The organism is Lampropedia puyangensis, from assembly GCF_004833285.1.
In the GTDB taxonomy this organism is placed as follows: Bacteria; Pseudomonadota; Gammaproteobacteria; order Burkholderiales; family Burkholderiaceae_C; genus Lampropedia; species Lampropedia puyangensis.
Genome location: NZ_STFG01000001.1, coordinates 1 through 17,127, shown reverse-complemented (window position 1 = coordinate 17,127; position 17,127 = coordinate 1). Strand labels below are relative to the sequence as shown.

The window sequence follows — 17,127 nt, the reverse complement described above, 5'->3', positions numbered from 1 at the left end:
ACGCACACCAGATTCACAGCCGACCCAGCGCCATCGCCGGGTTGCACAGCGCTACCGTGCAGGGCAAAACACGGGGCCAAGGCACCATCTGGGGCGCTATTCAAGAAACGCTGCTCAAACACACCGTGCAGCTTTGCACCATGCAAAGCCATGCGAGCCCATCAGAATGAAAAACCCATGCGCAAATGCACGCGCACTTGCTGCTTTTGCACGCCGTAAGCCACATCCGCCTGCATAGGGCCAACCGGGCTGTTCCAGCGAATGCCCGTCCCCACACCGGTATAGACGCGCATTTGGGATGTTTCATCAGACACGGCACCTGCATCCACAAACATTGCGTGCCCCCAATCCGTCGCATTGCCAAACAGCGTGACGGGGCGCTGCCATTCCACACTGCCTACAGCCATGTAACGGCCACCATAGAGGTCATCGCCTTGCGCTCTGGAGCCGATACTTTCAAAGCCGTAGCCGCGCACAGTAGTGTCGCCACCAGTCAGGAACAACAAAGACGCAGGCACTTTGACACCACTGTCAGCCACCACGGCCCCGAGATCGCCGCGCACAGCCAAACGGCTTCTGCGTCCGACCTCATTACGCGCCCCAAAAGGAATGAACTGCAAAGCACGCAGGTGCGTACGCAAAAAAGGATCTTGCTGCGGTGTCAAGGTATAGCCCACCCCGACCTCTGCCCCCAAGCCGTACCCTGAAGAAGGATTGCTTTTGCTGTCAAAGTAACGCCCGGTCCAATCGTAATTGGCCATGATCGAAGAAGCACTGCCGCTAAGTTCACTGCCGCCCATCACCCGGCTGATGTCGTACTGCAGGAAGTAACGGCGATCAATATGACCGACCGATTTGGAGCGGCCACCGACCAGGGACACACTGTTGGCTTTCACATCCCCCACGTCAGCACGTTCGAGCTTGCCACCCATGAACCAAGCCCACCCCTTCTCATTGGGCATCGCCGTGGCCTGGCTGGAGATCTTCTGGTTTTTGCTGTCCAGAGCCAACTGGCTGACCGTGCGCCACCCCAAAGGCCACAGCTTGTTGTGCGTATGGTCAATCGACAGCCGAGGCCCTGCATCAGTAGAGACACCCACGCCAAACACCACCTTCTGGTATTTGGCTTCGCGCAACTGGGCCACCACAGTCGCATGGTCTGGCGCACTGTTTTCTGTATCCAGCATTAAAAATGCAGAATCAAAATACCCACTGGCAGCCAATCGTTGCTGCGCATCCAACAGTTCTTCTTCGCTGTAGTCTGCCCCCGTAGGAATGCGGGCGATGTTGCGAATGCCTTGCGCATCGTAGCGCTCCACCCCGGTCAGCTTGACCTCACCAAACCGATACGCCGGGCCAGCGTCGTACTCTACGCTGACATCCGCTTTGTTGGCATCCGCATCGACGCGTGCCTGGCTATTGGCAATCTGCGCAGTGGGGTAACGGTATTTTTGCAGCTCACGCAAGCCTGCACTTTTGGCTGCACTCCAATCGGTCTCGGTAAACGGATCGCCGTCTTGCAAACTCCAGCGGCGCTCAATCCGTCGGCGTTGCGCCTGGGCCTCAGGGTTACTGGCCATCGGCTCTGCGAATGTGACCTGGTGGCTTTGCACCACGGTTTGCACGCCAGGCTGCACTTGCACCACAATCGAGCGCGGCACACCCTTACCTTCTGGATTATTCTGCACTGTCAGGGTCAACTCAGGGTTGAAGTAGCCCAAAGCCGCCAACAAATCACGCGCATTAGCATCTGCCTCAATCAACAAGCGATTGAATTCACTCTCTTGCAGATCAGGGAATCGGGTGTAGCGCTGCACATCGAGATGCTGCTCCAAATGGCTGGCGATACTGCGGTCATCACTATGGACTTGCACATCAAAAGCCACATCCCCTTCTGTGGCAGCAACAGCACCAGCTTCTTGGGCAGCATCCTGTTCTTCACTTTGTGTTTTAGTACCACCCAACACTCCGCAGCCCTGCAAGCCAAGCGTCAGCAGCAACAGCGCTGCATAGCCTGTTCGCCGATACGCGAGAGACTTTCTGGTCAAGTAGCGGTCAAATAAAGAGGTCTCAATCATGGGGGCATATTCTGACATTGCTGCACGATTTTGACTGTAAGCGAACGCCTCAAACCACCGATAAAAAGCAGGATTAGTGACGCTTGAGCGTCAACAAATTATAAAAAAAGGAGGGATACCCTCCTTTTGGCTCAGCACGATGGTGCGCCTACCTGCTATTCAATGCTCCGCAAACCAACGTTGCGCCAACTTCACCCAATAGGTAGCCCCTAATGGGAGCAAGGCATCATTGAAGTCGTAACTGGCGTTGTGCAGCGTGCAGGGGCCTCCACCATGGCCTGCCGCCCGGTGGTCGCCATCGCCATTGGCGATAAAACAATATGCACCGGGCTTTTCCAGCAGCATGAAAGAAAAGTCCTCTGCGCCCATAGACGGCTCTTGTGGCAAAGCATTCTCCACGCCCACCACCTCCTGCATAACGCGAAAGGCCAAATCGGCTTCAGCAGCAGTATTCACCGTCGCAGGGTAATTGCGATGAAATTCAAAGTCGACCTCGCAGCCAAAAGCACTGGCCATGTCGTTCGCAATGGTGCGCATGCGCGCCTCCACTAAATCCAGCGTTTGGACATTGAAGGTACGCACCGTGCCTTGTAACTCACAACTCTGTGGCACCACGTTGGTGGCATCTCCTCCGTGAATCATGGTGACCGACACCACTGCCGTATCAATGGGCTTGACATTGCGACTCACAATGGTCTGAAAACCCAACACCATCTGGCATGCCACCGGCATAGGGTCCACCACCATATGTGGCATAGCAGCATGGCCGCCCTTGCCTTTGACAGTAATGAGAAATTCATTGGACGAGGCCATGACGGGCCCTGCGCTTGACGCCATCGTTCCAGCGCGCATGCCCGGCCAGTTGTGCATGCCAAATACTGCATCCATCGGAAACTGTTTGAACAAGCCGTCCTGAATCATCTCGCGGGCGCCACCGCCGCCCTCTTCTGCAGGTTGAAAAATCAGATAGACAGTGCCATCAAAATCACGATTTTTCCCTTGCGCCCAGTACTGCGCAGCCCCCAAAAGCATCGCGGTATGGCCATCATGGCCGCAAGCATGCATCTTGCCTTCAACCGTACTGGCATGGGCAAAGGTATTGCGCTCTTGCATTGGCAAGGCATCCATGTCTGCACGCAAACCAATGGCCTTACCACTGGCGCCGCCATCACGGCCATGCACGATGCCGACCACACCGGTCGTGCCCAAGCCACGATGAGCAGGAATGTCCCACTGCGTTAACAAATTGGCCACCACATCGGCAGTGCGGTGTTCTTCAAAACACAACTCAGGGTGCGCATGAATGTCTTTGCGAATCGCCTCGATCGCCTCCGCCTTGGCCACAATAGAATCAATCAGTTTCATAAATATTCCCACCCAGCAACGTCTTATCGGTTCAAAGTCATCTTGCGCCGTTATGCTTCATAAAGCGTCTGGCAGCAAAGCCCAAGCATCCATGGCCCAGCGCACCCTACTTTACCGAAAGTTTTGATAGTAGCCCATTCTCTTGCACATCAGCCCTTCGACACGGAATGTCTGCACCATGCGCCACCCCCTTGCCCTTTTTCTCTTGATTGTCGTCACCGCCTTGTATGCGGTCGCAACCGCATTACGCCACCAGCATCCACTCTGGCCTTATGTCGCCGCCTTCGCTGAAGCAGGCATGGTGGGCGCGCTTGCCGACTGGTTCGCCGTGGTGGCCATGTTCCGCCACCCGATGGGCATCCCCATTCCCCACACAGCCGTACTGGCCAAAAACCAGCAGCGACTGGGCCAAGGTCTGGCCGACTTCATTGACCGCAATTTCCTGAGCCTGAACTACATCCGCAATAAATTAGCACAGTGGGATGCTGCGCACTGGCTCGCCCAATGGCTGCAGTCGCCCGGCAATGCGCAGCGACTTCTGCAGCCCTTGCTGGCCACGACCCGCTTTGGTTTAGAAGCAATGGACGACACCAAAGTACGGGCCTTTTTCACGCGCAATGTGCGTTCAGCCTTGCAACAAATGGATGTCTCCAACAGCAGTGCGGCCGTGCTCGACTCCCTAACCGCGCAAGGGCGCCACCAAGAACTGCTCGATGACCTGACCGCACAACTGGCCAGGGCGGTGGAAAGTGAAAGCACACAACAACACATCACACAAGCCATTGCCAAAGAGCTGCGTGCTTTACGCTATTTGGCGCTCGACCAGGCTGCCGCGCGCCTGACCACACGCAAGATCATCAATGCCATTGCGCGTAACCTTAAAGACATGGGCGAGTCTGCTGACCATCCCATGCGCCAGCGGCTGGATCAAGCTGTGCAAAACTGGATCATGCGGCTCAAGGCAGACCCAGAACTCCAAGCCAAGGCCAACCAACTGCGCGACCAAATTCTCGAGCATCCGCAATTGAACACCTACCTGGAGCACGTCTGGGCAGACCTACTGCGTTGGCTGTCACAGGATTTGCGCAGTAGTGACTCCCCCCTAACATTGCGCTTGGAAGCAGGCATTACTCACATGGGGCGCGAGCTCGCGCACAACCCCGACATGCAAGCCTGGGTTAACACGCAAATTCAAGAACTTGGGCCACAAGTGGTGGACTATTACCGCCCCGCCATCCGTCGCCACATCAGCGATCGCGTGGGTGAATGGGATACCCGTGAGCTGATTGACGAAGTCGAATCGCATTTGAGTAAAGACCTGCAGTACATCCGCATCAACGGCACACTCGTTGGTGGTTTGGTGGGCTTGGCCATTTTCAGCGTCACGCAGTGGTTGATTGGCAGTTAGACCAACCAAGCCCCTTGAAACAAAACGCCAGCGTTCAGGCATGTTTCAACACCTACAACACGTTTTTTGCATTCAACAAAAAAACAGGCCCTCTAAAATTGAGACGCAGTTATCTGGCACTAATCTTTTTTAGGGAGCCCATTTGGGGCAATCAACGTACACGCGCAACTCGTGCATTAAGAACGTGCTTAGGAGCTCCACACGGTCGCGCAAGGCTCAAAACAAAAAAGGCCATGCAAGGCAACTGTTGCAGCGCATACGTCTGTATGCGCAAAGCAGGCAACGCCGCATTGCGCATTTTCGAGACTTTGTTGCACAAACCGAGCCGTAAACAGTAGTAGTCTCTGAGCATGCGTGAATCAAGCTGGTCAACGCGTAAATACCGAACAAAGAACTAGAAAGAGTACAACCAGGCAATGAAGGCGCGAGGTTCGCTCACCGTGTGGTTTGAGCCAGACATGCAGTGGCAGCCTCCAGCGAGCGGCAAGCGAGGCCGCAGGCAAAGCTATTCGGACGCAGCCATTCAGTGTTGCCTGACCCTCAAAGGGCTGTTCAATTTGGCGCTACGCCAGACCATTGGCTTGGTCGAATCGCTCATCAAGTTGTCAGGCCTGCCATGGAAGGCTCCTGACTTCAGCACAGTCTGTCGCAGGCAAAGAGACTTGGATGTACAGGTGCATTACATACCCAGTAAAGAGGGACTGTATCTGCTCGTCGATTCGACGGGGATGAAGTTCTTGGGTGAAGATGAATTGCTTTAAAAAGCTCGGAGAAAAAGTCAAGGCCAAGACCTTTGAGAGACAGGTCGTGGAGCTCAATGTGCGAGCGGCCATCTTGAATCGATTCGCCCAATTGGGCTGCCCCAGAACGGTCGCCGCGGGATAACTGCGTCTGGGCTTTGGGCAAGCTCTACCATCGGTTTATTTATGCAACAAAGCCCATACAATCGACCGCTTTATCAGAATGAGCGGGGCATAAAAAAAATGCGTCTTAATGGGCTTGACTTTGACTACCAGCATGCCCCCAGCGCCGCGCCACATAGGCGCATGCCAGCAATTGGATTTGGTGAAACAACATGGTGGGCAAAATCATCAGGCCAACGCTGACTGCTGGGAACAACACATTCGCCAATGGAATGCCCGTGGTCAGGCTTTTCTTGGAACCACAAAAAAACAGTGTCTTTCTGTCTTCCCACGCAAAACCGCAGAGTTGCCCCAACCCCAGCGTGATGGCAAACACCAAGGCCAGCAACATCACACACAGCACCAGCAAGAGTGCAAGATGCCAAGCATCGACACGTTGCCAAATACCGCCCACCACAGCAGCCGAAAACGAACCATAGACCACCAGCAAAATCGAGCTGTTATCCACCTGCTTGAGCCAACTGCGATGGCGCTGCACCCACGCACCAATCCAGCGGCGCGCCCATTGCCCCAGCGCAAAAGGCAACAGCAGTTGCAATGCCACTTGCAACACCGCAGGCCCCAACGCAAAGTCGCCATGTACACCAAACATGAGCACGACCAACAAAGGGGTGACAAAAACGCCCAACAAACTGGATGTGGCGGCACTGCACACCGCCGCGGCCACATTGCCGCCAGCCATGGCAGTAAAAGCGATCGAGGACTGAACGGTAGAAGGCAAAGCGCAGAGAAACAACAGCCCGAGAGTCAGCTCTTGTCCGACCACCGCAGAAAACACCGGGCGCAATAGCCACCCCAGCAGTGGAAAAAGCGCAAACGTGCAGGCAAACACTGCGAGATGTAAACGCCACTGTCCCAAGCCAGCACGCACCTGCTGCGCCGACAGCTTGGCGCCATGCATAAAAAACAGCAGCGCAATGGCCGCTTGTGTGAAATAGCCAAACCATTGTGCAGCTTGGCCAGCAACTGGCAGCAGCGATGCCAGCAGCACCGCAGCCAGAATCAACAGCACAAACGTATCGGGCAACCAGCGAATGATTTTCATAAATTATTGCAAGGCAAAGGTGCTCCAGCCACTGTCTGATATAGGGGCATAACGGGCATGGCTTGTTAGTAAAAAATGAGGGGCTCGTGGTCAACCAACGCACTTAGGTTGGTACCGCGACTCCGTGCATGGCCATGCCACTCACTGCCCTGAAGTAGTGAAGCAGCCGAAATCAGGCCAGCATGCTGACGTGAGCGGACACCACGCGCCAGCCTTGCGGCAGGCGCACCCACGTTTGCGTTTGACGCCCAACTTTGTCGGAGCCAATGCGTTGGAATTCCAAGTGCGCGGTGGCGAGATCATCGCCAAAAGTGGTGATTTGGGTTTTGAGCATATCGCGATCCAACCCTTGTGACGGACGCCCCGCACGGAATGCCTGAATCTCGGCAAAGCCGTACAGGTGTTCTGTCGCGCCAAAGCGCACCGTGTGCTCGCTATTCCAAAACAATTCGTCCAGCACCTCGACGTCGTTGCTGGTGAGCGCGCGCTCATAGCGCATAAAAGCATGTGTGACTTCTTCAACGATTTCAGGTTTATTGATTTGCATGATGCACCTCGTGATGAGAAAGAAAAAAGACAAGAGAAAAGCCATTGCTGCTGCACAAAGCACAGGCTGACGCCCACCTCTGACGCGATGCGAGGTGTCAATCAATGGCAGAAAACAAGAAAAGAAAACAGGGGCTGAGCAGCCGCTTTACGCTGCAGCGCCAGGCCCTATCCCTAGAACAAGCGCTAACGCCAGCATAGGTACCGGGCGATGCAGATGGATCTTGATGAGTCAGTGCTCGCGCACAGCAAACACCGCCTCCACCTCCACACTGGCATCGCGTGGCAAGACGGAAACGCCAATCGCTGTACGCGCATGGGTGCCTGCCTCACCAAAGACTTCAACAAATAGGTCTGATGTGCCGTTAATGACCGCTGGCACCGAATCAAACCCAGCAGCGGCTTGCACATAACCGTTGACTTTGAGACAGGCCTGCACACGGCTGAGGTCGCCATCACAAGCCATTTTCAGCGCTGCAATCAAGTGCACACCACATTGGCGGGCCGCCGCATAACCGGCCTCAACATCTTCGGCTTTGCTCAACGTGCCTTGGTAGAGCACTTGGCCAATGCTGGTTTGGCCTGCCAGAAACACAAGGTTGCCAAACCGCTTATACGGCAGGTAGTTGGCTTGCGGTCGCGGCAACTCGGGCAGAACCAAACCCAGTTCAGATAAGCGTTGAGAAATAGAGTCAAACATAGCCATTTTTCACGAATAGAGAGATGAATAAAAAGTACGAGGCCAACGCCCGGTTCACACCGTTACGGCGACAACAGGCCGCGTTAATCGGCACAGCATGAATCCGTGCCCAATAGCACTTCATCGCCAGCCGTGGCTGTACCACCTACGTTCTGGCCGATTGAGGCAAACACTTCCTCCAACGGCAAGAACTCGGTTTTGGGCTGACGTGCCGACAACAGCACTTCCAACTGGCTTAAATGCCGCTGCATGAGTTTTTCAACACGCGCGCCATTGCCATCGAGCAGGGCTTGCACAATCGCCTCATGCTCATGCGGACCGGCGCAACCATTGCCTGCCCCTGCTTGCAAATTCATCGGGGCGTACAAAGAAAAGTGCAGCGATGAGCGCAACATCAGCCCGCGGTGCATGTCGGTGATCAGCGGGTTGTGCAAACTCTCCACCAATAAGAAGTGGAACTCAGCGGCTAAACGTGCCACCGTTGAGCGGTCGTTTTCCTCGGCGGCCTCCCGCTCTTTTCGTACATGATCGAAAAAGGGCTGCATATCCAGAATATGGCTGCGCTCAGCCAGCTGGCGCGTTACGCCCAACTCAATCAGGCGCCTTGCTTCAAAAATGGCATGCAGCTCCTGCACACTAGGAACCGGAATAAACACCCCTTTGTTGGGGATAATGTCCAGCCACTTTTCATGGGCGAGGTGGTGCAAAGCTTTGCGCACGCGCTCACGCGTACATCCCAGCAATTTGGCCAAACGCGGCTCCTGCAGCTTCATGCCTGGGCGCAGTAGGCCTGACAAAATCGCCCGCCGAATGCGTTGGTACACCAAGGCGTCTGCATCAGCCCCGTCTATCAGTTGCTCATCCTTGCTCATCAATATGCTCCACTGCAGCGATCAGCACCCGCAGACCTTCTGCAAAGTCTGCGATCTCCATTGCTTCGTCTGGGTTGTGACTGCCATGCTCGTTGCGCACGAACACCATGGCGGTCGGAATGCCCTGTTGGCTGAATACTGCCGAATCATGCCCCGCACCGCTGGCCATGGCCACATGAGGAATTTTCAGCGCCGCTGCGCAAGATAGCAGCTGTGCATGCAGACCAGCATGAATCAGGCCAGGACGTGCGTTGGTAAAGTCGCCCAAGTCAATGACAACACCACGCCGCGCACTGATGTCTTGCGCTATCACGCGCAGGCGCTGATCGATCTCCAGCAGCAGCGCATTGTCTTGGCTGCGAATATCCATCGTGAAGCGCAACTCACCCGGCACTTTGGTCATGGTGTGGACTTTGGCATCGGTATAAAACTGCCCAACCGTGCACACCAGATCTTTGCCTTCCTGCTCCAACTCGAGCCACAGCGCCTCCAGGCGTTGCACAAACTCTGCCCCAGCCATCACCGCATCATGGCGTGAGCGGCGTGGCTCAGCACCCGCGTGGGCGTATTGCCCCAAAATCCGGCTGTGCTTATAGCGCAGATTGCCACGAATGCCCGTCACAATACCCACCGGCAACCCCTCTTGCACCAGAAATGGTCCCTGCTCAATATGCAACTCTAAAAAACAGTGGATGCGAGCCGGGTCCAGTTGCTTCTCGCCTGCCCGCACGCGCTCGGGCGCGAAACCAGCCGCTTGCATGTGATGGAACAACGACAAGCCCGTATCGGGGCGCAAGCAGTCGTCGAGCTCATGCGATTGCAGCAAGCCAAATGCAGCGCGACTGCCTGCGTAAGGCGCGGGAAACCAAGACAACTCCTCCGCACGCACCGCCATGACGGTGATGTCGCGTTGCGGCACTAGGCCTGCACGCACCCAGCGCGCCAGCATCGCCATCCCCGCCACCACGCCGGCAGCGCCATCAAAATTACCGCCATCGGGCACGGTATCCATATGCGAGCCGGTCATGATTGCCGGTAAGCTGCGATCGCGCCCAGGCAAGGTCAAGTACAAATTGCCTGCTGCATCCACGCGCTGCTCTAAACCCAAGCGGGTGGCTTGTTCGGCCATCAAGTCATGTGCCATTTGCTCGCCCTCGCCAAATGAGGCACGCGTCACGCCCAAGGCACTGCGCGAGCGCTCACGCAATGTGTCAAACCATTGGCTGGCCAGCGTGATTTCCGGGGTGATGTCTTGTGCGAGAGAACAAGTCGGTGCAATGGTGGTTTCAGCGAACATAACGGGACACTCCAAGCAGCCGCTCCATGAGCAGCGAAAAAACGACGGTAAAAAGAATCAGAACACTGGCCACCGCAGCGGCGCGCACATCCAACAAGCTCTCGATCAGGTGCAGCAGGCGAATGGGCAGCACTTCACTGCGCGCATCAGACAAGAACATCGAAACGGGCACGTTGTCGAACGAGAACATGAAAGCAATGAAACTGCCTGCAAAAATCGCCGGTGCCGCAAGTGGCAGGACGATGCGCAAAAACGTGCGCCACTGACTAGCGCCTAGGCTACGCGAGGCATCGATGATGCTGGGGTCAATTTGCCCCAACCCAATCAAGGCAGTGCGCAAGATGTATGGGGTAGAGATGGCAATATGGCCGATCACCAAAGACCAATACGACAGTTGCATACCCAGCATTTGCAGCCAAATCAGCGTAGCCAATCCCAGACTGATACCCGGCAGCATCATGGGGGACTGGAAAAATGTCTCCAATGCACGCGCCCACATCGACTGCTGCCGTGCAAGGTACATGGCCGCACCTGTGGCCAATACGGCAGCAACACTCACGGCCAACACTGAGACGCGGAAACTGACGGAGACAGCCTCCCAGAGATCGTCGGACTCTGTCCACAAGGCAACAAACCAACGAAGCGACAGATCTTGCGGAGGAAAACGCAGCGTTTCGCCGCCGTTGAATGATGTGGCCAAGGCAAAGAAAGTTGGCACGATCAAGATAGTGCATCCCAAAGCCACAATCAAAGCCAGTGCTGCATACCAGCTGCCAGCACTGAGCCGTGCACGCACGCGCTGAGCCCGGCTTGTTGATGTTTGTCCATCAGCCATAGATGTACCCTTTCGATTTGCGTGCCAAGGCATTGCCTGCAAACACAATGCTGCTGACCGCTACCATCAAAACCACCGCCAAAGCCGCGGCAAACGCCCACTCTTGCGAAAGAATCGACTGCTGGTAGATGTACATCGGCATATACAAAAGCCCGCCGCCGCCCAATACGGTTTGCGCGACAAAGCTGCCCACGGCAGAGGCAAACACCAAGGAACAACCTGCAATCAGACCGGGAATGCTCAAAGGCAGAATGACTTGCACCAAGGTCTTCCAATGCCCGGCCCCCAGCGAACGCGAAGCCAAAAGCAAGCTCGCATCCATACGCCCCAGCACGGTGTAGAGCGCCAGCACCATCATCGGCATTTCAATTTGTGTGAGGCCGATCACGACGGCTTTTTCGGTGAAGAGCAGCTTCAACGGCTGCTCAATGATGCCCAGCCACAGCAGCAGCTCATTGATGGGGCCTTGGTTGCCAAGCGCCACCATCCAGCCGAATGTGCGCACCACCCCACTGACCAACAGCGGTAGCACCACCAATAGCAGTAATAAGGATTTCAGACGCGGACCCGCGTACACCATACCCAAGGCATAGGGGTAGCCAATCACCAAGGTCAGCAGCGTGGTCAGCAGCCCGAGTCGCAAGGTGCCGATCAGCACGTCGTAAGTCATCGGGTCAGTCAGCACACGCGCGAAATGCGTGAGTGTGAGCGCGCCTTCCAGACCACGAAAACTCATCACCACCAAAACGATTTGCGGCGCCAGTACAAAAATCAAAAAATACACCAGCAAGGGAGTCGCCAACCAAGGGCCACTCAATGCGCCAGAAGCAGAGGTTTTTTGCATCGTCCTGTCTCCTCTTCATTGCGCCACAACGGGCGGCACAAACACCGAGCAATGCGCTTGCGGACGCACCCGCACCTGCACCGCAGTACCTGCAGCCAGATGATCGCTATGGGCACTGCGTTCGGCAGACAGGTGCAGCAAAGTCCCGTCGCGCACGCGCACTTGCAGGCGTGTGATTTGCCCCATCGGTCTGGCCGACACCACTTGCGCAGCCTCACCCACATCGCTGAGCTCTAATTGCTCTGGGCGCAAGGCCAGTCGCGCGGGGCCATTGCGCGTGCAGGGGCCAATGCAGTGGAATTCAAAATGCACACCACTGGGCATTTGCATGCGCCACCGATCCTGCGCGAGCCGCGTGAGCTGCCCATCCAACACCGTTGAGCTGCCCATGAAACTGCTGACAAATTCATTTTGTGGTGCGTCGTAAATCTCACTGGGGGTACCCAGTTGCATGATGGAGCCCTTGTTCAGCACGGCAATGCGATCGGCCATCGACATGGCTTCTTCCTGATCGTGCGTCACCATCAAGGTGGTGATGCCCAACTCACGCTGAATGCGCAGCAACTCGCTTTGCATTTCTTCGCGCAGGTTTTTGTCCAATGCGCCCAGCGGCTCATCGAGCAGCAACAAGCGTGGCGATATCGCCAGTGCCCGCGCCAACGCCACCCGCTGCTGTTGCCCGCCAGACAATTCACGCGGCAAACGTGCGCCAAAGCCAGCCATGCGAACCACCTCCAGCATTTCGCGGGTTTTGCGGGTGGCCTCATCGCGTGAAGCGCCATGCGCTTTGAGACCATAGGCAATATTGGCCTCCACACTCAAATGGGGAAACAGCGCGTAGTTTTGAAACACCATCCCCATGCGGCGCAACTCTGGCGGCAATGCAGTGATGTCTTGATTGCCAAGCAAGACGGTGCCACTGTCGCAACGTGTAAAGCCTGCAATCACCCGCAGCAAGGTGGTTTTGCCGCAACCGCTGGGACCCAGCAAAGCCACCAACTCGCCCGAGTGGGTTTCCAGATCCACCCCATTGACGGCACGCATTGCGCCGTAGGACACCATGATTTGTGAAAGCTTGAGAGCCGTATGTGAGTGGGACATAAAAAATCGCATTGAATAGTGGAGTCGGTCGCCAACGCAATGCGACGGCGCCAATCACTCATGCAATCACCATGCCAGTTTTATGCACACCCATTAATTAAATGAGCACATATATTTATTAAATGTGCACATTTTATGGTGCATGTGCGCATAAAAGTAGTGCGTTGCGCACCATATTTGTTCAATTTTTTGTGGCTATTGGCCACTTTTTTTATGAGACTCACGCAGAGCAGAAGGCTTTTCTGAGCCGAAGGATCCTTCTCTATAGAGCAATAACAGGCGCAACGGCTATAACAAGAAACTTGCCAAAAATGTGGCACACATTGTGCACAGATGATTGTCATCAATGCACTTTTTGCCACCATGACGACCAGTTCATCTCAAGGGATTAGCTCCCGCAACCTCCACGGCTGGGGCGCTACGCCACCCACCTTGCAACTACCCCATCAGGCCAAGGTGGCGGTTTCGCTTGTGATTAATTTTGAAGAAGGTGCCGAATGGTCTATTGCCGATGGCGACCCCACCACAGAACGCGTGGCTGAAGTCCACAGTGTGGTGCCTGCGGGTGTATGGGATCAGGGCACGGAGCAGCAGTTTGCCTATGGCATGCGCGCGGGTGTGTGGCGTTTTCTGGATGCATTGCGCCGTCACAACCGTACCGCGACTTTTTATATGTGCGGTCAAGCGGTAGAACGCAGCCCGCATATTGCCGCACAGATCGTCGCGCAAGGCCATGAAGCGGCCTGCCACGGCTGGCGTTGGCGACCGCATGCCGATTACGACCATCCTGCGCGTGAACGGGCTGATTTGCAACGCTGCATCGAAGTCACCCAACAGGCCACCGGCCAAAGGCCATGGGGTTTCTTTTGTCGCGGCAGCGAAAGCCGCTGGACGCGCGCGCTCTTGCAAGAACTGGACTTTGAATATGCCAGCAATGGTTTGGACGATGACTTGCCGTATTTCGATACCAGCTTGCCAGCGCCGATGCTGGTCATGCCCTATGCCTTGGATTCGAATGACATGAAGTTTTTTCATCCCAATGGCTTTGCATGCGCCGACGAAATGGTCACATATGTCAGCGATGCACTGGATGTGTTGATCGCCGAAGGTGAGCGCGGCACACCCAAGCTGCTCAACATCGGCTACCACTTGCGTATTACAGGTCGACCCGGGCGCTTTGCGGCATTTGAACGTGTGTTGCAACTGCTGGAGCGCTTGGGCGACAGCGTCTGGGTGGCGTCGCGCTTAGAAATCGCGCGCTTGTGTCGCCAACAAATGCCTCACCCACACCACGCCCACGATGCCCATGCGGCACGCGCTGAGACGCCCCCATCTCTCCTTCACTCCTCCCTCTAATCTCTTACCACCATCAAAAGGAACGCCATGCCCGCCTCTGATCACACTTCTTTTTCTCGCCGCCATTTTCTTGCTGGTGCAAGCGCTGTTGGCGCGGGTTTGCTGATGCCACAATGGGCGCAAGCGCAATCGTCTGAAAGACTGGTGGCAATGGCCATTCCCGGTACGTGGGAGCGCTCAGCGCGCTCCGTCGTGGCGCCCGCCTTTAAGAAAGCCACAGGCGCTGATGTGACAATCAGCCCTGCGCTGATTGTGGAAGCACTGGCCAAGCTCAGTGCCTCTAAAGGCAACCCACCGTATGATGTTGTGATGATGGATGAGCCAGCGCAGATCAATGCCAAAGCGCAAGATCTGCTGGCCACTTTGCCGAAAGACCTGATCCCAAATTTGAGCAAAGTGCCGTCATCGCTGATTGGTGCCGATGGTATGGGTGTGATGTCTGCCATGCAGGTGTTTGGCATCGCCTATAACGCGAAAACCATCACAACTCCACCCAAAACATGGGATGAGTTGTGGAGCCCGTCCTATAAAGGGCGTGTTTTGATCAGCGGACCCGACACCACGATTGGCTTAACGTGGATGGTTGAGTTGGCCAAAATGCACGGCGGCAGCGAAACCAATCTCGAACCCGCATGGAAGATGCTGGAAAAGCTGCGCCCCAATCTCGCCACCATCCCAGCCAATCCGGGCGCAGTCGGCCCGCTATTCCAGCAAGGCCAGGCCGATATTGCCTTGAGCTTTCTCAGTGTGGTTGAGCCACTGCGTTTGCGTGGTGTTGATGTAGCGATTGCCAAGCCAGAAACTGGGTGGGGCGTGGTCTCCAACATCGTGCACATCACCAAAGGCACGCGCAATATGGAACATGCCGCTGCGTATGTGAATGCATTACTGGACACACAGGTGCAAGAGCAACTCGCGCAGGAGCCGTACTTCAGCGTGCCAAGCAATAACGAAGTGGCCTTCACCGGTGCCATGGCCAAAGTCGCCAAAGACCAGTCAGAGCTGCTTACCGGTCATGGTTTGGACTGGGTCAGCATCGCAGCGCAACGTCAGGAGTTGATTGACCGCTTCAACCGCGATTTCCGTCGCCGTTGATGCCTCGCAGCATCTGCCAGCTAGCGCTCCAGTAGCCTTGCTGGCAGATGCATGGCCCGGCCTGTGCGATTGCTCGTGTGCATAGGTCATTGACACGTCTCGCAGCTTTGGTGCTGTCTTTTTTTCTTTGTTCTGCTTGGTATGAAGCCCCTTCACACGCTCAGCGCGACCGAAGCGCTTTCTCTCCTGACCGCTCGCCACATCACCAGTGAGGCGCTGGTACAGGCTTGTATCGATCAGATCCAGCAATATGAACCTCACATACAAGCTTGGCAGTATTGGGATGCACAGGCTGCCTTGCGTGCCGCACGTGCCAGCGATGCTGCCCGCGCAGCAGGGCAAGCCATCGGTAAATTGCATGGCTTGCCCATCGCCATTAAAGACAATATGGACACGGCCGACATGCCCACCACTTATGGCAGTGCGCTGTATGCCAACCACCAGCCGCAACGCGATGCGACTGTCGTGGCCATGCTGCGAGCCGAAGGTGCCATCATTCTGGGTAAAACCGTGTGTACCGAGTTTGCCTATTTCACCCCGGGTGCCACACGCAATCCGCATCGAATCTGTCACACGCCCGGCGGATCCTCCAGCGGATCGGCGGCAGCAGTGGCAGCAGGGATGGTGCCCTTGACACTTGGCACGCAGACCAATGGCTCGGTCATCCGCCCTGCAGCTTTTTGTGGTGTGTTGGGCTACAAGCCTGCTGCTGGTTTGATCCCCCGCGAAGGGATTTTGGATACGTCACACACGCTCGACCAAGTGGGCTTTTTTGCGCGCACAGTCGATGATCTGGAGTGGCTTGCCCACTGCTTGAACCCTGCGTTGCCCGTGAACACCTCTTTGCCGATGTCTGCATTGCGGATAGGGGTACTGCAATCCGATCTGCTCGCCCATGCCAGCCCAGCCATTTTGGCCTTGCTGGAGGCCACGCAGGAACAACTGCACCAGCACGTGCGCGCGGTCACAACGGTCTCTTTAGATACATTGCACGGCCTCGCCAATCAACACCACCGCACCATCATGCAGGCAGAAATGGCGCAGGCGCTGGCGCATGAGCGCGAAATCGCCAGCGATCACCAGCCACTGAGCCATGCGCTGTGCGAATTGATGGATGCAGGTGCAGCCACCACCGCCGTGGCGTATCTGGATGCGTTACGCGCACGTGAGCCGCTGGCGCAACGCATCGCGCAGTTGTTAGAACCATGTGATGTGCTGCTCATGCCCAGCACACCTGGCGCAGCACCTGAAGGTTTGAGCAGCACTGGGAGCCCCATCTTTTGCTCGATGGTTTCGTTGCTGGGCTGGCCTGCCGTGCATGTGCCTTTAGGTGAAGATGCACAAGGTTTGCCATTGGGTTTGCAGTTGGTGGTTCGCCCTGGCCATGAGATCGCGCTTGCGGGCGCAGCGCGCCTGCTCATGCAATGTGCGCAACGTGAGGAGGGTGCCCCCATTGCGGCAATGGCATATTGATGCCTGAGGTGATTCCGTATGAATGGAAAAACTGCCAGCATCACTGCGTTGATCTTTTTGGCCTTGTGTTGCCGCAAATTTTTTTCTACTTTTTTTAAACGGCGCCGACGTATCAGAGTGACTGACGCCCCCCCTGGGCTTTGTTGCATAAATGAACCGATGGTCGAGCTTGCCCAAAGCCCAGACGCA

14 protein-coding genes and 1 pseudogene are annotated in these 17,127 nt (G+C 56.0%); 5 read left to right on the top strand and 10 right to left on the bottom strand.

From position 1 onward, the window contains the following. Nucleotides 1–161 precede the first annotated feature (161 nt). Together E9531_RS00075 and E9531_RS00070 are read right to left on the bottom strand one after the other, a co-directional pair. Complete coding sequence (locus tag E9531_RS00075; RefSeq protein ID WP_136571705.1) at nt 162–2,078, bottom strand: autotransporter assembly complex protein TamA; 1,917 nt, start codon at nt 2,076–2,078, stop codon at nt 162–164. A 159-nt stretch (nt 2,079–2,237) separates the two neighbouring features. Continuing rightward, a complete protein-coding gene (locus tag E9531_RS00070) occupies nt 2,238–3,443 on the bottom strand; it encodes a M20 aminoacylase family protein (RefSeq protein WP_136571704.1) in 1,206 nt (401 codons plus the stop codon). 178 nt (nt 3,444–3,621) lie between these two features. On the opposite strand from E9531_RS00070, the gene E9531_RS00065 reads away from it, so the two are divergent. Both E9531_RS00065 and E9531_RS00060 read left to right on the top strand, forming a co-directional pair. Then, nucleotides 3,622–4,851 (top strand): DUF445 domain-containing protein, encoded by a 1,230-nt coding sequence (locus E9531_RS00065; protein WP_136571703.1) that lies wholly within the window; start codon nt 3,622–3,624, stop codon nt 4,849–4,851. Between the two features lie 416 nt (nt 4,852–5,267). Then, nucleotides 5,268–5,603, top strand: a pseudogene (locus E9531_RS00060) (transposase); the annotation flags it as partial. A gap of 238 nt (nt 5,604–5,841) precedes the next feature. Here E9531_RS00060 and E9531_RS00055 read toward each other — a convergent pair. The 8 genes from E9531_RS00055 to E9531_RS00020 all read right to left on the bottom strand — a co-directional run bounded on the left by E9531_RS00055 (nt 5,842) and on the right by E9531_RS00020 (nt 13,014). Beyond that, entirely contained in the window at nt 5,842–6,819 is a 978-nt protein-coding gene (locus E9531_RS00055) for a bile acid:sodium symporter family protein (RefSeq protein ID WP_136571702.1), read from the bottom strand. A 172-nt stretch (nt 6,820–6,991) separates the two neighbouring features. Continuing rightward, the gene (gene hpxZ, locus E9531_RS00050; protein ID WP_136571701.1) at nt 6,992–7,366 is read right to left on the bottom strand and encodes an oxalurate catabolism protein HpxZ; all 375 of its coding nucleotides are present in this window, start codon (nt 7,364–7,366) and stop codon (nt 6,992–6,994) included. Nucleotides 7,367–7,597: 231 nt separating this feature from the next. Then, on the bottom strand, nt 7,598–8,065 hold the full coding sequence (locus tag E9531_RS00045; protein WP_136572218.1) for a RidA family protein: 468 nt from the start codon (nt 8,063–8,065) through the stop codon (nt 7,598–7,600). Nucleotides 8,066–8,148: 83 nt separating this feature from the next. Continuing rightward, the gene (locus tag E9531_RS00040) at nt 8,149–8,937 is read right to left on the bottom strand and encodes a GntR family transcriptional regulator (protein WP_136571700.1); all 789 of its coding nucleotides are present in this window, start codon (nt 8,935–8,937) and stop codon (nt 8,149–8,151) included. Beyond that, nucleotides 8,924–10,234 (bottom strand): Zn-dependent hydrolase, encoded by a 1,311-nt coding sequence (locus E9531_RS00035; protein WP_136571699.1) that lies wholly within the window; start codon nt 10,232–10,234, stop codon nt 8,924–8,926. The genes E9531_RS00040 and E9531_RS00035 overlap by 14 nt, the downstream gene beginning before the upstream one ends. After that, nucleotides 10,224–11,069 carry an ABC transporter permease gene (locus E9531_RS00030; protein ID WP_158291683.1) on the bottom strand — a complete coding sequence of 282 codons (846 nt, stop codon included), beginning with the start codon at nt 11,067–11,069 and terminating at the stop codon, nt 10,224–10,226. The genes E9531_RS00035 and E9531_RS00030 overlap by 11 nt, the downstream gene beginning before the upstream one ends. Next, nucleotides 11,062–11,913 (bottom strand): ABC transporter permease, encoded by an 852-nt coding sequence (locus tag E9531_RS00025; protein WP_136571697.1) that lies wholly within the window; start codon nt 11,911–11,913, stop codon nt 11,062–11,064. Before E9531_RS00025 ends, E9531_RS00030 begins: the two co-directional genes overlap by 8 nt. Before the next feature lie 15 nt (nt 11,914–11,928). Next, nucleotides 11,929–13,014, bottom strand: coding sequence for an ABC transporter ATP-binding protein (locus tag E9531_RS00020; protein WP_158291682.1), 1,086 nt, complete (start codon nt 13,012–13,014; stop codon nt 11,929–11,931). 363 nt (nt 13,015–13,377) lie between these two features. Between E9531_RS00020 and E9531_RS00015 the strand changes: the two genes are divergently transcribed. The 3 genes from E9531_RS00015 (at nt 13,378) to E9531_RS00005 (ending at nt 16,938) form a co-directional block, all read left to right on the top strand. After that, the gene (locus E9531_RS00015) at nt 13,378–14,370 is read left to right on the top strand and encodes a polysaccharide deacetylase family protein (protein ID WP_136571695.1); all 993 of its coding nucleotides are present in this window, start codon (nt 13,378–13,380) and stop codon (nt 14,368–14,370) included. A 27-nt stretch (nt 14,371–14,397) separates the two neighbouring features. Next, nucleotides 14,398–15,465: an extracellular solute-binding protein gene (locus E9531_RS00010; protein ID WP_136571694.1), complete on the top strand. Its 1,068-nt coding sequence runs from the start codon at nt 14,398–14,400 to the stop codon at nt 15,463–15,465. A 141-nt stretch (nt 15,466–15,606) separates the two neighbouring features. Further along, a complete protein-coding gene (locus E9531_RS00005; protein ID WP_136571693.1) occupies nt 15,607–16,938 on the top strand; it encodes an amidase in 1,332 nt (443 codons plus the stop codon). Nucleotides 16,939–17,127 lie beyond the last annotated feature (189 nt).